Source organism: Clostridium sp. AM27-28, from assembly GCF_003480955.1.
GTDB lineage: Bacteria > Bacillota > Clostridia > Lachnospirales > Lachnospiraceae > Otoolea > Otoolea fessa.
On record NZ_QUJT01000002.1, the window covers coordinates 209,594 to 226,948 of the forward strand.

A 17,355-nucleotide genomic window follows, 5' to 3' on the forward strand; every position below is an offset into this window, starting at 1 on the left:
CAGAATTTATTTTGCCGAAGACAAGAAGGGAGTGCCTATCGGAAGAAATTCATTTATTCAAATGACAAAACTAAGCAATGTAAAAGGCAGAATCACTTATATATCCAGTCACGCAAAACAGGAAAATCTTTATGCAGTTTATGAAACCACAGAACGGAAATTTTGGCGGGAACTTGCAAAATGTAATCAGGAAGAATTTGCAAAAAGCGGAACAGAAGGAAAATGTATTGAGGCAAGAGAATTGATCATTGCTTTGCCAGAGAGTTTCACAGAATATCAGCCGGACAGATTGCTGCAGCTTTTTACAAATCATTTTAAACAGAATTATGGAGCGGAGTGTATTACTGCTTTGCACCACAATAAAAGAAAGACCAATTATCACATTCATTTGATATTTGCAGAACGGAAGTTATTAGATGAACCAATCATCAAGATTGCCAGTAGAAATATGTTTTACAATGAAAATGGAAAACATGTCCGAACCAAGAAAGAGATACTGGGAGAAGATGGCGAGATACGAGAAGGTTGCCACATTGTGAAAAAAGGCGAAGTTTATGAAAAGGAGCTGTTTACAGCGAAAGATGAACGCTTCAAGAGTCATTCATTTTTGGATGAGGTAAAGCATTCTTATACAGATTTAATTAATATTTATGTGAAAGATGAGAATCAGAAGTTGCAAGTGTTTGAGCGTGGCAGTGTGTATCTTGCAACAAAGAAAATCGGAAAAAATAATCCAAAAGCACAGGAAATAGAAGCGGATAACCAAAAACGCCGGGAATGGAACAGAGCTGTTGATATGGCATTGATTAGTGGAGTGCCAGAACCGAAGATAATGGAAGTGAAGCGGAAAGAAATCACGGAGCCGATCAGGGAATCAATTGCTCGGCGTGGAAACAGACCACGATTATTTTCCAGAGTTGTGACAGTGGCTGTTGAGGCATTGGAGTTTTTGATAGCAAGTGTGCTGTTTAAGAAACCCAGGGAAGTGCAAAAACAGACAGAGCAAACGGAAACAGAACACCCAGAGCATGTTGCTGAAAATAGCACGGCAGCAGTCGAGACAACAAAAGAAGAAAAGGCAGAACCGGAACAACCTAAAATGACGAGGCTTGCATCAAAGTATCCAAAACTATTTAAAGTGAATAAAGAACTGGAAGATCAAAACGGTGCAATTCAACAGAAACAAAAACAGCTTTCTGTAAAGAAGAAAGAACTGTCAGAAGTCACGGGATGGTTTAAAGGAAGAAAGAAAAAAGAATTGCAGAAAGAAATTGATGAACTGAAAAGCCAGATCAGAGATATGAAAGATTACCTTCCGAGGATTGTGCAGAAGATCGGTTATAGAAGTGTACAGGATTTTTTAAAGGATTTTAAGGCTTCTCAAACTGAGTATAGTCAGTATCGAACTGCAATAGAAAAATGGAAGAAAGAAACAGGAAAAGAGCCAGTAGCACATGGTATTAGGGCGAAGCTGGCAGAAAAGAAACAAGAAATACAGAATGAACAGAAAAATAAACAGCATACCCATAGTCAGAATAAAGACCGGGGAGCAAGATAGGAGGACAATCATGGAGAAACACATTATGGGAGAAAATGGAATCAGTTATACTTTAGGAGAGGACGGTCTGTATTATCCAGACCTGTACCTCCCGGAAGAAACAGAGTATCCGATTGGAAAGTATGGAATGTTGAGAAAATCATACTTGAAAGAGCATCGGAAAGGATTATATCTGGAACTGATACTTGCTGGGAAGTTGAATGAGCATTTGCATCAGGTTGACGAGGAATGTAATCAGATGATGGACAGACTGGTGGAGCAGATGAAAGAAAAGCAGGGAGTGACGGAAGAACTGAAGATGCAGAATCAGATGGAATGGGTTGGAAAAATGAATAATATCAGAGCTTGTGCAGAGGAGATTGTATTGAATAAAATAGTATATAGATAAATGGAAAAGGTGGTTATAGTTGCCACCTTTTTTAACTGTAGTCGGAGCATGTTTGTGAAAATAGGATGGAGCAATTCTCTCAATTATGATAAAATTTGAATAGAACTATGTCTGTGTTGGATATAATTCTTGAGCTTATAAAGAATGTGAAGATTGGAATTATGAGGAATATGGAAAAGAAAAAAATGACGCAAGAAGACATTATGAAATTATTAGACTCTTGTTATGAAAAATGTTTAAATGGAATACCGATGGTCAGTCCTGGTGTTGAAGATATGGCAAATGATTATTTGTCAAAGCACGAGACAAAGGAAAAAGCTTGTAGGGATATGCTGAAGAATCAAATTGCTAAATGTACAACATCTGGAGTTGTAACAGGACTTGGTGGCTTTATAACAATGCCAGTTGCGATACCAGCGAATATTGGAAGTGTAATTTATGTACAAATGCGGATGATAGCATGTACAGCATATATGGCTGATTATGATTTGAATAGTGATCAGACACAAACCTTTGTATATGCTTGTCTTGCAGGAGTGGCAGTGAATAGTTTATTAAAACAGGCAGGAATCAAATTTGGCGTAAAATTTGCAAATGGTGTTATAAAAAAGATACCAGGAAAGGTCCTGACAAAGATTAATCAGAAGGTTGGATTCAGATTTATCACAAAATTTGGTTCAAAAGGTATTGTAAATCTTGGAAAGATGTTACCAGGAGTAGGTGCTATTGTAGGTGGCGGACTGGACTTAGTGGAAACGAAGGTTATCGCAGATCGTGCTTATAAATGGTTTATGACAGGAGATTTTTCTGTCAAAGGTGAGAGTAACGACGATGTTATAGATATAGATGATAATGATTATAATACAGCGGAAATAAAAGAATAGAACATAAGTTTGGAAGAACGTTGAAAAAGGTTCTGGGCTATAGTATAATAGCAAGAAATAGAAGGCTTGCAGGTAGGTGGAATATGCTAGAAAAAATTGTAGAACTTACAAACGAATATATAGAGAGTATGCCGAAAAAAGAACGTAAAAAATACGGACAGTTTTTTACCAGCATGGAAACTGCCCGTTTTATGGCGGGATTATATAAGTTAGATAAGAAAACAGGTAAAGTAAGTGTGCTTGATGCAGGGGCTGGTTCAGGTATATTATCATGTGCTTTTATTGAGCGAATGGAAACAATAGATTCTATTCAGGAGATTGAGCTTACCTGCTATGAGAACGATGAAAATGTATTGCCATTGTTGAAACGTAATCTGGAATATTGTAAAGAGGAGACAAAGAAAAAACTTACAGTTAATATCGTTGAAGATAATTATATTTTGAGTCAGTATCTGGATTTTAATCATATGTTGGGAGGAAATGCGGAGCCTAAGAAATATGATTTTGTGATTGGAAATCCGCCATATATGAAAATTCCGAAAGATGCGCCAGAAGCTACAGCAATGCCAGAGGTATGTTATGGTGCACCGAATTTATATTTCATTTTTGCGTCTATGGGATTATTTAATTTATGTGAAAATGGAGAGATGGTTTACATCATTCCAAGGTCATGGACATCTGGAGCGTATTTTAAACGTTTTCGGGAATATTTTTTGACAGAAGGGAAATTGGAACATATTCACCTTTTTGTTAGCAGAAATAAGGTTTTTGATAAAGAAAGTGTGTTACAGGAAACAATTATTATTAAAGTAAAAAAGACAAGTGAAAAGCCAGAAACCGTTACGATTACATCATCTAAATCAAATAGTGATTTTGGGGAGCTGACATCATTAACAGTTCCGTATGATCTGGTTGTAGCAGGATCAGATTATTATGTTTATCTTGTGACAGATGAAAATGAAGTGGAAGTATTAAAGAAATTGCATAAATTTGATAAGACACTTCCAGCAATAGGTGTAAAAATGAAAACCGGATTGACCGTGGATTTTCGCAATCGTGAAATACTTCGTGATGAGGAAGAAGAAGGAGCAATCCCTTTATTTTATTCGCAGCATATAAAACAGGGAAAAGTAGAATTTCCAATCCAGAAAGAACATGAATATGTAGTGACAGAACAAAGGGGATTGATGCAGGATAACAAAAACTATCTATTTGTAAAGCGCTTTACAGCAAAGGAAGAACCTCGAAGATTACAGTGTGGAGTATATTTAGCCAAAAGATTTCCACAGTACCAAAAGATAAGTACACAGAATAAAATTAATTTTGTGGACGGTGTATTAACGGAAATGTCAGAATGCCTAGTGTATGGGTTATACGTATTATTTAATTCTACACTTTATGATGAATATTATCGTATTTTGAATGGGTCTACACAGGTTAATTCCACAGAGATTAATGCAATGCCTGTGCCGGATTTAGAAGATATTCAGGAAATGGGAAGAAAAGTGCTTAAAAGTAGGGACTATTCAGAGGCAAATTGCAATTTAATATTGGAGGGGTACTGTGGATAAGAAGATAGAAGAAACAAGGGAATTTCTGCAAACAATAGGTATGCCTAAGGCACAGCAAGCGGATATATGTTGTTACGTGATACTGGCAATGGCGGGAGTAAAACCAGATATGTCATGGAGTGAAGCAACAAATGAATGGATTCGTATTCATGATATTATTCAGTTTGTTAATGCATTTTATGGTATGAGTTATGCGGAAAATAGTAGAGAAACGTTTAGGAAGCAGGCTCTGCACAGATTCCGAACGGCAGCCTTAATAGAGGATAATGGAAAGGCAACTAACAGTCCGAATTATAGGTATAGACTGACGGAAGAAACAGTACAAATACTAAGAACTATGGGAACTCCAAAGTGGAGGGAATCTATAAAGCGATTTCTTTGCTACCATGAGAAGTTAATTGATCTGTATGCTTCTAAAAAGAAGATGACAATGATGCCGGTAAATATAAATGGTGAAAGCTTTAAATTTTCTACAGGTAAGCATAATGAACTGCAAAAAGCCATTATTGAAGAATTTGCACCGAGATTTGCACCCAATTCTGAATGTTTATACGTTGGAGATACAATAGAAAAAGATTTGGTAAAGAATGTAGAAAAATTGAAAGAGCTGGGATTTGAAATTACACTACATGATAAGATGCCGGATGTTGTGCTGTACCGGGAAGATAAGGACTGGATTTATTTTGTAGAATCGGTAACATCGGTCGGTCCGATGGATCCGAAGCGCATATTGGAAATTGAAGAAATGACAAAAGATGTTACGGCTGGAAAGATATTTGTAACAGCATTTCTGGATTTTAAGACATATAAAAAGTTTGCAGAGGAACTTGCTTGGGAGACAGAGGTCTGGATCGCTGAAATGCCGGAGCATATGATACATTTGAATGGTGATCGATTTATGGGACCGAGGTAGAAGGGAGAAAAAATATGGCAAAACCTAAAATATTTGTATCGTTTGATTTTGAAAATGACAGAAGTTATAAATATACTTTAAATATGTGGAATGCAAATTCGAATTTTGAATTTACTTGTAATGATAAATCACCGAGTGAAATTCAAAGCTGGAATATACCAACGGTTAAAGCAGTATTATCCAGAAAAATTAATGAAGCAACGCATATTGTGGTTATAGTAGGAAAGGAAGCCAATAAATTACATAAGGATAGAATGCTTATTGGTTACCGTAATTGGCAGAATTTTGAAGTCGCAAAGGCAAAAGAACTGGGAAAACATATAATTGCAGTGCAATTAAACTCTTTGTATGAGTATCCAGAAGAATTGAAAAATTGCGGCGCTAAAAGAGTTTATAGTTTTAATCATGATGATATTGTAAGTGCAATAAGAGGGTGGTAATATGGATATATTGGATGTGCTGTATGATCACTATAAGGAAACATTCAGCCTGAGTAAAGAAGCACAGGGAAGAAGAAATAAAAGTTTTGTTATTCTTTGCGTATTGGAAGCGGTTTCCTTTCTGCTTTTAATAAGACCAGAAATGGCGTTTGAACTCATTTTAAAAGGCATAAATAAAGATATAGAAACACCCTTGCAATTGAGTAATACGATTATTCAAACTTTAATTTGGTTATTGATTGTATATGTGATGATACGCTATATTCAAGATATGTTATATATTGAACGACAATATACGTATTTAGATAAACTTGAAAAAGAAATATCTAATTTAACTATATCAGGAATTTTCTCACGTGAGGGAGAGAATTATCAAAGAAATTATCCAATGGTGTTAAATTTTATTGATCTATTTTATAAAATGTTGATGCCAATATTGTTTGCTTTAATTAACATAGTACGGATTCATGAGGAGTGGATATTATCACAAGAATCCACCATAGCACTTGTATGCGATACAATTTTATGTGTTGCAATTATAGTTATTGATTGGTTTTATTTTTTTGAAGTTCACACAAAAATAACGGGATTTTGCAAAAGTCATCTTCCTTTTATTAATTCAATTGCTAATGGTTTAAGGAAAGTATTGAAGGAGGTTTAAATTATGGCAAAGAAAAAAGTATGTTGTTCTTTTGATTATGAACACGATAGAATATACTATAATTTATTAGAGGCTTGGAATGAAAACGATGATATTAATTTTTCAATTAACGATTGTACACCAAGCGAAATTCAAAGTGAATCGGTTTCAACTATTAAGCAGGTGTTGAGTACAAAAATAGGTCAAGCTAACTATATGATTGCGATAGTCGGTAAACATTCAAATGATAAACATCCAGATAGTGAGAAAATCGGTTATAGAAATTGGCAAGCATACGAAATTGCAAAAAATCATGAAAAAGGAAATGGCTTAGTCGTAGTCAAATTAGATAGTTCATATGAGGTGCCAGATGAAGCATATGGAATTGGTGCAGAATGGGTATATTCATTTAATTTGGAGGATATCTTGAATGCTTTAAATGAGTTGGCAAAATAGAAGCTGAGCTTTAAGAAAATAATCTATACATAACTATTGGAACAATACAAAAGAGGTGGGCATATATGAAAGTGTTTATTAGTTGGTCTGGAAATAAAAGTCATAAAGTTGCGATGATTTTTAGAGAGTGGTTGCCATCAGTAATTCAGTCGCTGGAGCCTTATGTATCTTCAGAGGATATTGACAAAGGTGCTAGGTGGAGTAGTGATATTGCAAAGGAATTGGAAGATTCCACATTTGGAATTTTGTGTGTGACTAAAGATAATTTACATGCACCATGGTTGTCTTTTGAAGCAGGTGCATTGTCTAAAACTATGGATAAATCTTTTGTAACACCATTTCTTTTTGATATAAAACGTTCGGAAGTTAATGGACCTATTTTACAATTTCAATCAACTGTTTTTGAAAAAGAAGATATCAAGAAGTTGATACATACATTAAATAAAGCATGTGGTGAAAGCGGAATATCAGAAGCTATGCTTGATAAGGCTTTTGAAGTATGGTATCCGACATTGGAGGAGGAACTAAACGGCTTAAAAGAGGATAATGAAAATGATTTGGAAAAAAACATCCAAGAAGAGAATCATTCGACTGAAATTATAGAAGAAATATTGGAATTATCAAGAGACAATCAAAAGCTGTTGCGAAATCCCGACTCTAAATTGAGTGATAGCATTGATGAATTAAAAGAACGGTTAGATTTAACTTTATCCAAAGTTGAGAGAAATATAGATTTTGAAGAACGAAGAATGCCTAGAAAATATAAATCTATGTTCATGGAAGAACTTATTCACTCCATTTTGCCAGATTGTCAAAAACAATATGCTTTTTTGATAGTGTTAAGTATGGTTCAGGACAAATTACCATGGATATATAACATAGGAAAAGAATTATTGGAGATGCTTTCGTCAGAAAATAGTATTGATGTAAAAAGGGAATCAATCAATAATTTTAGAAGAATCATGGAGGTTTCTTTTGAACATCCAATGATGAGGGAAGTTTATATGAGAAAAAAAGACGATTATATATTGATGCGTGATATGGAACATATACTAATGGAATTAGTAGGGGCATTAGAAAAGGAGATAATTGATTAACAAGATAGACTGGCAACAAATTGGCAACAGAAAATCAGCAAGCCAAAATAATATATGCAATTGAAATAAAATAACGGCAAAAAAGACACAAAACTTAAACAAATATATTTAGGGATATCTTTGAACTTGCCGAGTTTGAGTAAAAAAATGGAGCTCGGAAATCCAGTGTTTATGCGGGTTTCCGGGCTCTTGTTATGTGATTTGAGTACAAATTGAGTGTAAAATTTAGACAATTGGGGGATCTAAAATCAAATCTGATATTTCGATTATTTTATTAATATAAAAACTTACTAAATTTCTGATTATCTTTTCATAAGTTGGTAAATGCCGATATATCCCGTATTTTAGGGCTTTATCGGTATTTTCTTTTTGGAAGATACCTTGCATAAGCTGGCATTTACCAGCATGAAAATGCAACCAAAAGTAGTAAATGAGTAGTAAATATAAGCTCCGATATTAACAAGCCAGTCTTTCCAGTTCTGCTTTTGCAGATTGAAATGTACCGTGTGCATAATAGCCAAGTGTCATGGTTATGTTAGCGTGTCCCATAAGATATTGCAGGGTGTTTGGGTTCATTCCTCTGTTTGCCATATTCGTACAGTAAGTATGTCGGAATGAATGTGGTGTGATGTTCGGTAACTTGTCCGTGTGATACTTGTTATACTTCTTAATTAGTCCTCGCACCATGCCCTCATAGTTTCCTGCAACTTTAGGTAAGCCCTCACGGTTCAAGAATAGGAAATTGCTATAACCACCTACAATCAACGGTTGTGCCTTTCCTCTGTTCTTTAGTATTCTTTGGATTGCTTGATAAGCCCGTTCTGTCAATGGAAGTTCTCGTTTTCCGTTTTTGGTCTTTGGCGTTTCAATATAGTAGCCGATTTCGCTGTCTTTCAATAACTGGTGGTCTATATTGAGTATTCTGTTCTGCATATCAATATGCGTCGTTAGTCCGCAAAATTCAGAAATACGAAGTCCCGTTTCCAGCAGAAGCACAACCTCATCATAATACTTGCTGTAAATCTTATCCTTTTCCATAAAGGCAAGCAGGCGTTCTTCCTGCTCTGGTGTAAGGATAACTTTCTGCTCCGTATCATCTTCCAGAACATCACTTAGCTTAAATTCAAACGGGTTCTTTCTGATACAGTCGTCTTGTATCGCCATGTAAAATGACGCTTTCAAGGAACGCTTGTAGTTATCAATCGTTTTATAGGCGTATCCTTTTTCGCTCATTCTGATAGCCCATTCTTTAGCGTCCGACTGCTTAACAGTATCAATCGCCCTCATACCCAATGGGTCATTTTTCAGAGCGTTCATAAGATACTGTCGTCCTTTTTCAGTAGCCCTCTTGATGTTCTTTCTTTGGCTGTTCTTCTTGTCGTAGAGCTGGCAGACTGTCATTTTACCGCCTGCTGTATCGATACCGTCGTTAAGGTCTTTTTTAATCTGTGTTTCTTTTTCCCTCAACGATATATCATCACGCTTTCCAGCAGGTGTCTTGTCTGTCGGTACAAGTTTCCAAGAATAGATAAATTGTGGCTTTCCGTATATATCGGTATATTTATAAACGTATCTTCCGTCTTTTCGCTGGCTCTCTCCATTACGCAAATTGCGATTTTTACTGTCTTTTCGTTTTACATTAGACATAGTGTAAAGCTCCTTTCCGTCATGGAACGAGCCGTGATACGCTATATTTATTATACCATATCTACGGCTCAATGACATTAGATTTCGTCCAATGTATCTATGATTTTTTCAAATTGTTTTCGCTTAATCTGAATACGGTTGCCGTTCACGATAACCCAGCCAGCGTCAAGATTTTCTTCGGCTAATTTACGCAATTTCTTTTCGCCAATGCGGAAGTATTTGGACGCTTCTTCAACCGTCAGCGTATATTTTTCCCAAATAGGCACATCAGTATTGTTCATAATCTATGCACCCCCCTTTACTGTGTGTCGTTTTTTACAAGCAGGCAGACGGCTTTGGAAAGCTCCATTAGTATCTCAACTATTCCCATTCTTGTGGGCAGAACCGCACCATGCGGACGTATCATTATTCTGTGAGGATAGGTCGTGGCAAAACAACTTTTCCAACAGTCGCTCTCGGATCACTGCGTGGGTCGCTCGCTTTCTTTTGAAAAGGTCGTGGCGTACAGTCCCCGTGGCTCGCCATCTCACAAACGTATCTGTCTGCTTTATTCAGTTGTCAAAGAGCTGTGGTGAAAGCGTGTTGCTTTCATATAAAAGCAGGTGGCAGAGCAGGAAAGAGGGGGATATTAAATCATGCTCCGCTAAAAACTGCTTATTCTTCTGGTTCTAAGTCCATATCTTCAATATCAAAACCTAAAATCATTTTGATAAGTGCTTCTCTGATACGTCCTTTTAATTCCATATCTACAACGATATAAACATTGCCGTATTCATCATAAAGTGAACGCAAACAGCACTTTGATATGTAAGGGTCATAAAATGCCAGTAATTTTTCAATCGCTTTTTCGTTTCCGTCCATAGCTGATGAAATCAAGTAATAAGACGGTTTCTTAAATAACTGTTTCATTTTCTAATGTTCCTCCTTGAGTATTTTTTTCATAGTTTCCAAAGCGTGATGTCGGTTTCTAAATACACCGCTTTGCGTGATTTTCTGCAAGTTGGCAATTTCACTTTCTGTCATTTCCAAGAAGTAATACATCAACAGAGTATTGCGTTTTCTTTCTGGAAGTTTCTTCAAGGCTTCTGCCAATTCATCATCAAGGACACGAATATCAATGCCACATACTGAAAAGATTGTATAATCTGTTTCGTAGTCGTCCCAAACAGCCATTTTATCAACAAGGACATCTGGCAATTCGCTGAAAGATATTTCTTTATTCTTACGACGGTTTAATTCCTTGTAATAATCTTTCACGACACTACGGACAACTTTCTTTAAACAACTTTCAAAACGACATTGAACTGTTTTCTGGAAGTCAGACGGTTTCATCAATCTCACCTCCTTTCCTTTATGATTTGAAAAGTGTTTATCCCTCTTTCCGCACCATATAAGGACAGCTAGGTGTGATTTAATGACCTCTTTTGAAAAATTTTTTAAATTTTTTCGGGTATGAAAAAAGCCCGCACAAAACATATAGTCTGTACGAGCCTTTAAAGCTAAAACATAGTAATATTGTATCATTAAGAATCACAAATCACAAGTGATTTGTGATTAATCACTTGTGATTTGTGATAAGTGATTTGTGATTAATATATAAAAGCCCTCTTTAAAGGGCTTTTATGTTTATTTGTTAGGCTTTAAGCCTGTTCAGCATAGTGGAGTTTCTCAGAAGAGAAACGGAACTTTGATGAACAAATAAACCACCGGCTAGGCCGGTGAGTCAGCATTGCTTAAGCTTACAGTAAAAAACCTCCAGTGATATAATTATGTTGGTTCGCCAACCACATAAAATCAAAGGAGGTTATCCAAATGGATATAAACAGTTTAGCACATACGAAATGGAATTGTAAGTATCATATTGTTTTTGCACCAAAATATAGAAGAAAAGTAGCGTATGGGAAGATGAAACAGGATATTGCGAATATTTTAAGTATGCTATGCAAAAGAAAAGGTGTAGAAATAGTAGAGGCAGAGATATGCCCAGACCATGTGCATATGCTTGTAAAGATACCACCAAGTTTAAGTGTTTCAAGTTTTGTAGGGTATTTGAAAGGAAAAAGTACACTTATGATCTTCGAACGCCATGCAAATTTAAAATACAAATATGGAAATCGCCATTTCTGGTGCAGAGGATATTACGTAGATACTGTAGGGAAAAATGCAAAGAAGATACAAGAATATATTCAAAATCAATTACAAAATGATTTAGAGTATGATCAGATGACACTAAAAGAATATATTGACCCGTTTACGGGTGAGCCAGTAAACCAAAATAAATAAAATAAGCCCCATAGGGCTTAATAAGTAAATGACGGTACAGTTGGCGAACCAAATTCGATGAGTCTTTAGACTTAGCGTCGGTAATAAGCCCTTATAGGGCTAGTACAAACCACCGGCTAAGCCGGTGGTTTTGATTTGAAAAAGAGATAAAATCAATATATCCCTTTTCCCCAATTTTTACAACGGCATTGTAGGGCTTTTTCTCTTTGTTTTTGATTCCTTTTACCAGGGTTTCTTTTCCCTCCAGTAATTCTTTTACATTCGTTTTGGTTAGTTTTTTCTTTCTAAAATGTTCAGCTAAAGTAAACTTACATTCAGGATAATTTGAACAACCATAAAACGATTTTTTTAATACAATATTGTTGCCACACTTAGGACATTTTCCTACAAGGGGTCCCGAGCGCTTAGTGGGAATTTGTACCCCTTATCGATACAAATTCCCCGTAGGCGCTAGGGACCTCTTTAGCTTCTTGGAAGCTGTCAGTAGTATATCTAATAATTTATCTCCATTCCCTTTAGTAACGTGTAACTTTCCAAATTTAAAAAAGCGACTCATAGAATTATTTCCTCCCGTTAAATAATAGATAACTATTAAAAATAGACAATACTTGCTCATAAGTAATGGTACTTAAATTGTTTACTTTGGCGTGTTTCATTGCTTGATGAAACTGATTTTCAGTAAACAGTTGACGATATTCTCGATTGACCCATTTTGAAACAAAGTACGTATATAGCTTCCAATATTTATCTGGAACATCTGTGGTATGGCGGGTAAGTTTTATTAAGACACTGTTTACTTTTGGTTTAGGATGAAAGCATTCCGCTGGCAGCTTAAGCAATTGCTGAATCGAGACTTGAGTGTGCAAGAGCAACCCTAGTGTTCGGTGAATATCCAAGGTACGCTTGTAGAATCCTTCTTCAACAATCAGATAGATGTCAGACGCACGGCTTTCAAAAACCACTTTTTTAATAATTTGTGTGCTTAAATGGTAAGGAATATTCCCAACAATTTTATACCTCTGTTTGTTAGGGAATTGAAACTGTAGAATATCTTGGTGAATTAAAGTGACACGAGTATTCAGTTTTAATTTTTCTGACGATAAGTTGAATAGATGACTGTCTAATTCAATAGACGTTACCTGTTTACTTATTTTAGCCAGTTTCGTCGTTAAATGCCCTTTACCTGTTCCAATTTCGTAAACGGTATCGGTTTCTTTTAAATTCAATTGTTTTATTATTTGGTTGAGTACTTTTTCACTCGTTAAAAAGTTTTGAGAATATTTTATATTTTTGTTCATGTAATCACTCCTGAAGTGATTACATCTGTAAATAAATACAGAAGTTAAACGATTTGTTTGTAATTTTAGTTATCTGTTTAAAAAGTCATAAGATTAGTCACTGGTAGGAATTAATCTAACGTATTTATTTATCTGCGTAATCACTGTTTTTAGTCTGTTTCAAAACAGTAGATGTTTTATCTACATTACGCATTTGGAATACCAACATGACGAATCCCTCCTTCTTAATTACAAATTTTTAGCATCTAATTTAACTTCAATTCCTATTATACAAAATTTTAAGATAACAGTCAAGAACATATCTGCACAAGTTGTAGATATACCATAAATGCTGATAATCAACATGATTACGCTTACCATCAAATAAGTAAGTGTTTCTTGCTTATTAAAATTATCCATAGTACAACGTGAATTCCAGAGAAAAAGAGAAATCGCACCAAGAATAATACTTAAAACAAAAATGACATTTCTTTTTTTACTGTCACGGAACATTTTCTTTTCATTTTGTTTGTCAAAATAAAGAAAATCACGTATCGTCATTTTACTTATTCTTCTTAATAGATTAAGCAAAACCAAAACATAAATAGTTAAAAAATAAATTATCAATAGTCCAATAGAAACGAAATTCAAAGAAATAAAGAGAGTTTTTGGAATACCCAGTAAGTTTACAATTACTAACGACACAAACTGGCTGAATAAAAAGCCAATAGGAATAGCTAATACAAATGCTAAAATTCCCAACAGTATATTTTCAATTACAACTAAGTGGGCAATTTCTTTTTTCTTAATGCCAAGAAGCATATATGTTCCTAATTCTTTACTTCTTTTTTCAAACATAAATTTCGTTGTATAGTTGATCAAAAAGCATATCACAAAAATAATAAGAATATTTACAGCGAACAATGAATTCTTAAATGCATCCATACTGGAACATAACTTTACAATTTCATCAGAATTTGCCACCAAATTAAAAGCAAATATAAGAGAAAAGGATGCAGTAACGGTTATCAGATAAATCAAATAATCTTTAATATTTCTTTTTGTATTTCTATACGCTAACTTACCTAACATTTCCCACTTCACCTCCGAGCAAGGTTAATATATCCAGTATTTCATTGAAGAAATCTTTTCTGCTTTTTTCCCCTCTGAAAATTTCATTGAATATTTTACCGTCTTTCAAGAACAAAATACGTTCACAGAAAGACGCACTAAACGGGTCATGTGTTACCATTAAAATAGTAGCCTGCATTTTCTTGTTGATTTCAGACATTGTTTCCAGTAATAATCTGGAAGCTTTTGAGTCCAAAGCTCCCGTCGGTTCATCAGCTAAAATCAGTTTCGGTTCATTGATTAAGGCTCTAGCACAAGCACAACGCTGTTTTTGTCCGCCAGAAACTTCATAAGGAAATTTCGATAAAATATCACGAATACCCAATTTATCGGCGATAGCATGAACTCTTTTCTCAATATCAGTAGGGTTCTGTTTGTTGATAACCAATGATAAAGAAATGTTTTCTCCAATCGTTAAAGTATCTAAAAGGTTGAAATCTTGAAAAATGAACCCTAAATTTTCACGTCTGAAATCAGCAAAATCTTTATCCTTGATTTTGGTAATATCTTGATTATTGACTGTAATGTGTCCGCTGGTTACAGTATCAATCGTAGAGATACAGTTTAATAGGGTAGTCTTTCCAGAACCACTAGCTCCCATGATTGCGACAAATTCGCCCTTATCTACATACATAGAAATACCGTCTACTGCCTTTGTGATATTTCCAGAGTTACCCCCGTAGTATTTTTTTACTTGCTCTAAATTTAAAATGTGTTCCATTAAAAATCGCTCCTTTCTTCCTGCCACATTTATTTGTTTTGGAATACAATTAAATTATAGCAAGGGCAGTATTCAATTACACTTACAGTTTTGAAAGTAAACAGAGAGTAAAAGAGCCGTGATAATGCAGATCACAATTTTGTGAAGCATTTCCACGACCCTTTTATTATAATTTTGCCTTTGTCTTTTTCGTAATGATATAAATATATTCTTCTGGTGTAGGGCGTTTATTCCCAAAATACTTTTTGAAATTTGCCTGCACCTCTGGGTCGGTGCTATTCATAGCTTCATCAATCGTAGCTTCAATATCCGCCCGAACATCAGCCAATGATACACCGCCAGCTTTTGCACCAGCTTTCAATGCCTTTTTTATATCTCTTTTGTTCAGTCCTATCATATTCATACCTCAATTCTACTTTTTAAAGCTAATAAGTTTTCCATTGTATTTTACAATGATGAATATGATATAAAACACTCCTACAACAATCAAAATAAGACCTATGTAATAGCCTAATTCAGAATGAGAGATTAAATTGATAATCGGCATAACAAGAATACCAATACTAACCAGTAAAGTGCCTATTCCTATTTTTTTTGTAAACACCTTTTTATCTTTAGGGTCAAGTTGTGTATAATGATAACCATGTAATAAAGTAATATTCTCTTTTATACCTATTTGATAAGATGTAAAAAGTAAAAACAATCCTATAACTATTTCAACAATCAATTCCTCTAATTCCATAATCGTTCTCTCCTTTAATCAAAATAAAATAATTCTTCAAATTTTTTATCTAAAGCTATACAAAGCACTAATGCCAATTTTGCTGTTGGATTAAATTGTCCAGTTTCAATAGAACTAACTGTATTCCGAGAAACCCCGACTAGTTCAGCTAATTCTGTTTGTGATAATTTTTTTTCTTTTCGTACAGTTTTTAATCTGTTTCGCAAAATTAAATGTTCGTCCATTCTATAAACCTACCATTAAAAATTTATAAAAGTAATACCCCATAAATAGAAAAAAGAATAAAGCAATAACAAATTTGGATTTATTTTTTGAAATATGTGCTTCATAACCCATAGAGCCAAATGCCACAGACCCAATAATTGTCATTATGTCATAGTAAGGTTCTTTACAAACTGCTTTAATGAAAAGAATTAAAATGCAGATAAATAAAACAAACATTAAGCCAAAAGATTTCCCTTGAAGTTTAATATGTTTTTCGTATTCATCAAGATATAGATTCTCTTTTTTGTTTTGTGATAGTATTTTTTCTTTATCCATTATATAACGCTCCCTTCAAATAATACCAAGTACACTTGTCATTTATATTATAGCATTCGGTCATTACAAGTCAATATTTTTGCACAGTTTTCTTGTCGTTTTGTAAAAGCGTGCAAATCTGATAGGAAATGCACGCTATATCATTTATCCTACAATCTTCCAGTTACTATCCTTATGTAGCACAAGCTCATACTGCGATACCTGCGTCGCTTTTGTCTGATTATCAATGAATTTTACCGCAACCTTGACTTTCACATTGTCGCCGTCCTTTATAAAGATAGGGTTTACCAGTTCAGAATAAAGGTAGTCCCTGCCGATAGGTTCAATCACATTTCCCAATACATAGTAAGCAAGCTCTTTTTCCGTCGCTGTTGGGTACAGCTTAAAGAATGTTTCCAGAAAAGCGGTAGCGTCATTTACCGTATCAGCGTCCACGCTTGCGTCTGCTTCTGGTGTCTTAGGCTCATAGTCTGATTTTTCAACTGCTGGTGCAAGGGTAGGGTTTTGAACGATTACCATATCCCCGTCTGCGTCCACATAGACTTTTACAGTATAGGTTGCTTTCACATTGCTTGTCTGTTCTCCCTCTTTTATCTGCTGATCTACTTCGTAGGTAGCAGAAAAAGTGTCCGCTCCCGATTGCTCGATATGCCATACAATCACATCTGTAACCGTGGAGCTGGTCGGTATATCGGTTCTAATGGTGTCTACATTTAAGTCCTGCAATTCCTTTGTCAGATAACCGCTGATTGCCTGCGTCCTTGCTTCGATAGCTTCTTTGCTGTTATCCCATGTGTAATAGGACTTCGCAAAGTTTTTCACGAAATTTTCTATCCCGTTGGTGTCCTGCAAGCAAAGTTCAATGATTTCTTTTTCATGGGTGGTGTGCTGGTCGATAGCCGTAAAATTCTTATACACCCCAAAGCTCACGCTTGCGACAAGCACCACCCACAACGCAATCACGGTTTTCTTATGTGTGCCTACCTTGACAGTACGCACCTTTTTTTCTTTTGGTTCTTTGATAGTTTCTGTCTGTTTCTTATTCTTCTTAAACATATTTTTCAAGT

General features: G+C 35.1%; 23 protein-coding genes and 1 pseudogene. 10 read left to right on the plus strand and 14 right to left on the minus strand.

The annotated features are described in order from the left end of the window. The first annotated feature begins 31 nt into the window (after positions 1–31). The 9 genes from DW720_RS03650 to DW720_RS03690 all read left to right on the plus strand — a co-directional run bounded on the left by DW720_RS03650 (position 32) and on the right by DW720_RS03690 (position 7,947). Positions 32–1,558, plus strand: a complete 1,527-nt coding sequence (locus tag DW720_RS03650) for a MobA/MobL family protein (protein WP_347560697.1) — start codon at positions 32–34, stop codon at positions 1,556–1,558. A gap of 10 nt (positions 1,559–1,568) precedes the next feature. Next, entirely contained in the window at positions 1,569–1,946 is a 378-nt protein-coding gene (locus DW720_RS03655) for a TnpV protein (protein ID WP_118749264.1), read from the plus strand. A gap of 170 nt (positions 1,947–2,116) precedes the next feature. Continuing rightward, entirely contained in the window at positions 2,117–2,830 is a 714-nt protein-coding gene (locus DW720_RS03660) for an EcsC family protein (RefSeq protein WP_243099693.1), read from the plus strand. A gap of 20 nt (positions 2,831–2,850) precedes the next feature. Next, positions 2,851–4,401 carry an Eco57I restriction-modification methylase domain-containing protein gene (locus DW720_RS03665; protein ID WP_243099694.1) on the plus strand — a complete coding sequence of 517 codons (1,551 nt, stop codon included), beginning with the start codon at positions 2,851–2,853 and terminating at the stop codon, positions 4,399–4,401. Then, positions 4,394–5,314 (plus strand): BsuBI/PstI family type II restriction endonuclease, encoded by a 921-nt coding sequence (locus DW720_RS03670; protein WP_118749266.1) that lies wholly within the window; start codon positions 4,394–4,396, stop codon positions 5,312–5,314. Before DW720_RS03665 ends, DW720_RS03670 begins: the two co-directional genes overlap by 8 nt. A gap of 14 nt (positions 5,315–5,328) precedes the next feature. Beyond that, complete coding sequence (locus tag DW720_RS03675) at positions 5,329–5,754, plus strand: TIR domain-containing protein (protein WP_118749267.1); 426 nt, start codon at positions 5,329–5,331, stop codon at positions 5,752–5,754. A gap of 1 nt (position 5,755) precedes the next feature. Continuing rightward, complete coding sequence (locus tag DW720_RS03680; RefSeq protein WP_118749268.1) at positions 5,756–6,415, plus strand: hypothetical protein; 660 nt, start codon at positions 5,756–5,758, stop codon at positions 6,413–6,415. A gap of 3 nt (positions 6,416–6,418) precedes the next feature. Then, the gene (locus DW720_RS03685; protein WP_118749269.1) at positions 6,419–6,850 is read left to right on the plus strand and encodes a TIR domain-containing protein; all 432 of its coding nucleotides are present in this window, start codon (positions 6,419–6,421) and stop codon (positions 6,848–6,850) included. A 65-nt stretch (positions 6,851–6,915) separates the two neighbouring features. Then, on the plus strand, positions 6,916–7,947 hold the full coding sequence (locus DW720_RS03690) for a TIR domain-containing protein (RefSeq protein ID WP_118749270.1): 1,032 nt from the start codon (positions 6,916–6,918) through the stop codon (positions 7,945–7,947). Positions 7,948–8,403: 456 nt separating this feature from the next. On the opposite strand, the gene DW720_RS03695 is transcribed toward DW720_RS03690, so the two are convergent. From DW720_RS03695 to DW720_RS03715, 4 genes are all read right to left on the minus strand, one after another. Then, a complete protein-coding gene (locus DW720_RS03695; RefSeq protein WP_003062094.1) occupies positions 8,404–9,594 on the minus strand; it encodes a site-specific integrase in 1,191 nt (396 codons plus the stop codon). Between the two features lie 77 nt (positions 9,595–9,671). Beyond that, positions 9,672–9,875, minus strand: coding sequence for an excisionase (locus DW720_RS03700; protein WP_002322728.1), 204 nt, complete (start codon positions 9,873–9,875; stop codon positions 9,672–9,674). Between the two features lie 373 nt (positions 9,876–10,248). Further along, positions 10,249–10,503: a helix-turn-helix domain-containing protein gene (locus DW720_RS03710; protein WP_002322727.1), complete on the minus strand. Its 255-nt coding sequence runs from the start codon at positions 10,501–10,503 to the stop codon at positions 10,249–10,251. Positions 10,504–10,506: 3 nt separating this feature from the next. Next, positions 10,507–10,926, minus strand: a complete 420-nt coding sequence (locus DW720_RS03715; RefSeq protein WP_003061815.1) for a sigma-70 family RNA polymerase sigma factor — start codon at positions 10,924–10,926, stop codon at positions 10,507–10,509. A 480-nt stretch (positions 10,927–11,406) separates the two neighbouring features. Here DW720_RS03715 and tnpA point away from each other — a divergent pair, with 480 nt between their 5' ends. After that, positions 11,407–11,877, plus strand: coding sequence for an IS200/IS605 family transposase (gene tnpA / locus DW720_RS03720; RefSeq protein ID WP_009264818.1), 471 nt, complete (start codon positions 11,407–11,409; stop codon positions 11,875–11,877). Between the two features lie 91 nt (positions 11,878–11,968). On the opposite strand, the pseudogene DW720_RS03725 reads toward tnpA, so the two are convergent. The 10 genes and pseudogenes from DW720_RS03725 to DW720_RS03780 form a co-directional block, all read right to left on the minus strand. Continuing rightward, positions 11,969–12,268 (minus strand): annotated as a pseudogene (locus DW720_RS03725) (topoisomerase C-terminal repeat-containing protein); the annotation flags it as partial. Between the two features lie 169 nt (positions 12,269–12,437). After that, positions 12,438–13,175 carry a 23S rRNA (adenine(2058)-N(6))-methyltransferase Erm(B) gene (erm(B), locus tag DW720_RS03735; protein ID WP_117479738.1) on the minus strand — a complete coding sequence of 246 codons (738 nt, stop codon included), beginning with the start codon at positions 13,173–13,175 and terminating at the stop codon, positions 12,438–12,440. A gap of 124 nt (positions 13,176–13,299) precedes the next feature. Next, entirely contained in the window at positions 13,300–13,383 is an 84-nt protein-coding gene (locus tag DW720_RS03740; protein ID WP_001814874.1) for a 23S rRNA methyltransferase attenuation leader peptide, read from the minus strand. A gap of 20 nt (positions 13,384–13,403) precedes the next feature. Continuing rightward, positions 13,404–14,246 carry an ABC transporter permease gene (locus DW720_RS03745; protein WP_003060411.1) on the minus strand — a complete coding sequence of 281 codons (843 nt, stop codon included), beginning with the start codon at positions 14,244–14,246 and terminating at the stop codon, positions 13,404–13,406. Next, positions 14,236–15,006: an ABC transporter ATP-binding protein gene (locus DW720_RS03750; RefSeq protein ID WP_003061398.1), complete on the minus strand. Its 771-nt coding sequence runs from the start codon at positions 15,004–15,006 to the stop codon at positions 14,236–14,238. Before DW720_RS03750 ends, DW720_RS03745 begins: the two co-directional genes overlap by 11 nt. A gap of 166 nt (positions 15,007–15,172) precedes the next feature. Next, the gene (locus DW720_RS03760; protein WP_003060191.1) at positions 15,173–15,403 is read right to left on the minus strand and encodes a hypothetical protein; all 231 of its coding nucleotides are present in this window, start codon (positions 15,401–15,403) and stop codon (positions 15,173–15,175) included. A gap of 15 nt (positions 15,404–15,418) precedes the next feature. Next, positions 15,419–15,748 carry a DUF3784 domain-containing protein gene (locus tag DW720_RS03765; protein WP_003061243.1) on the minus strand — a complete coding sequence of 110 codons (330 nt, stop codon included), beginning with the start codon at positions 15,746–15,748 and terminating at the stop codon, positions 15,419–15,421. 14 nt (positions 15,749–15,762) lie between these two features. Then, a complete protein-coding gene (locus DW720_RS03770; protein WP_007286202.1) occupies positions 15,763–15,972 on the minus strand; it encodes a helix-turn-helix transcriptional regulator in 210 nt (69 codons plus the stop codon). Position 15,973: 1 nt separating this feature from the next. Continuing rightward, positions 15,974–16,288, minus strand: coding sequence for a DUF6442 family protein (locus tag DW720_RS03775; RefSeq protein WP_003061887.1), 315 nt, complete (start codon positions 16,286–16,288; stop codon positions 15,974–15,976). Between the two features lie 144 nt (positions 16,289–16,432). Beyond that, entirely contained in the window at positions 16,433–17,344 is a 912-nt protein-coding gene (locus DW720_RS03780) for a conjugal transfer protein (RefSeq protein WP_003062215.1), read from the minus strand. Positions 17,345–17,355 lie beyond the last annotated feature (11 nt).

What these genes read in the sequence shown, in the direction of transcription:
- DW720_RS03715 (WP_003061815.1), bottom strand. Translation starts at nt 10,926, where the DNA reads ATGAAACCGTCTGACTTCCAGAAAACAGTTCAATGTCGTTTTGAAAGT.
- DW720_RS03690 (WP_118749270.1), top strand. Translation starts at nt 6,916, where the DNA reads ATGAAAGTGTTTATTAGTTGGTCTGGAAATAAAAGTCATAAAGTTGCG.
- DW720_RS03765 (WP_003061243.1), bottom strand. Translation starts at nt 15,748, where the DNA reads ATGGAATTAGAGGAATTGATTGTTGAAATAGTTATAGGATTGTTTTTA.
- DW720_RS03685 (WP_118749269.1), top strand. Translation starts at nt 6,419, where the DNA reads ATGGCAAAGAAAAAAGTATGTTGTTCTTTTGATTATGAACACGATAGA.
- DW720_RS03775 (WP_003061887.1), bottom strand. Translation starts at nt 16,288, where the DNA reads ATGGATAAAGAAAAAATACTATCACAAAACAAAAAAGAGAATCTATAT.
- DW720_RS03655 (WP_118749264.1), top strand. Translation starts at nt 1,569, where the DNA reads ATGGAGAAACACATTATGGGAGAAAATGGAATCAGTTATACTTTAGGA.
- DW720_RS03680 (WP_118749268.1), top strand. Translation starts at nt 5,756, where the DNA reads ATGGATATATTGGATGTGCTGTATGATCACTATAAGGAAACATTCAGC.
- DW720_RS03710 (WP_002322727.1), bottom strand. Translation starts at nt 10,503, where the DNA reads ATGAAACAGTTATTTAAGAAACCGTCTTATTACTTGATTTCATCAGCT.
- DW720_RS03660 (WP_243099693.1), top strand. Translation starts at nt 2,117, where the DNA reads ATGGAAAAGAAAAAAATGACGCAAGAAGACATTATGAAATTATTAGAC.
- DW720_RS03675 (WP_118749267.1), top strand. Translation starts at nt 5,329, where the DNA reads ATGGCAAAACCTAAAATATTTGTATCGTTTGATTTTGAAAATGACAGA.
- DW720_RS03750 (WP_003061398.1), bottom strand. Translation starts at nt 15,006, where the DNA reads ATGGAACACATTTTAAATTTAGAGCAAGTAAAAAAATACTACGGGGGT.
- DW720_RS03700 (WP_002322728.1), bottom strand. Translation starts at nt 9,875, where the DNA reads ATGAACAATACTGATGTGCCTATTTGGGAAAAATATACGCTGACGGTT.
- DW720_RS03770 (WP_007286202.1), bottom strand. Translation starts at nt 15,972, where the DNA reads ATGGACGAACATTTAATTTTGCGAAACAGATTAAAAACTGTACGAAAA.
- DW720_RS03745 (WP_003060411.1), bottom strand. Translation starts at nt 14,246, where the DNA reads ATGTTAGGTAAGTTAGCGTATAGAAATACAAAAAGAAATATTAAAGAT.
- tnpA (WP_009264818.1), top strand. Translation starts at nt 11,407, where the DNA reads ATGGATATAAACAGTTTAGCACATACGAAATGGAATTGTAAGTATCAT.
- DW720_RS03740 (WP_001814874.1), bottom strand. Translation starts at nt 13,383, where the DNA reads ATGTTGGTATTCCAAATGCGTAATGTAGATAAAACATCTACTGTTTTG.
- DW720_RS03695 (WP_003062094.1), bottom strand. Translation starts at nt 9,594, where the DNA reads ATGTCTAATGTAAAACGAAAAGACAGTAAAAATCGCAATTTGCGTAAT.
- DW720_RS03780 (WP_003062215.1), bottom strand. Translation starts at nt 17,344, where the DNA reads ATGTTTAAGAAGAATAAGAAACAGACAGAAACTATCAAAGAACCAAAA.
- DW720_RS03760 (WP_003060191.1), bottom strand. Translation starts at nt 15,403, where the DNA reads ATGATAGGACTGAACAAAAGAGATATAAAAAAGGCATTGAAAGCTGGT.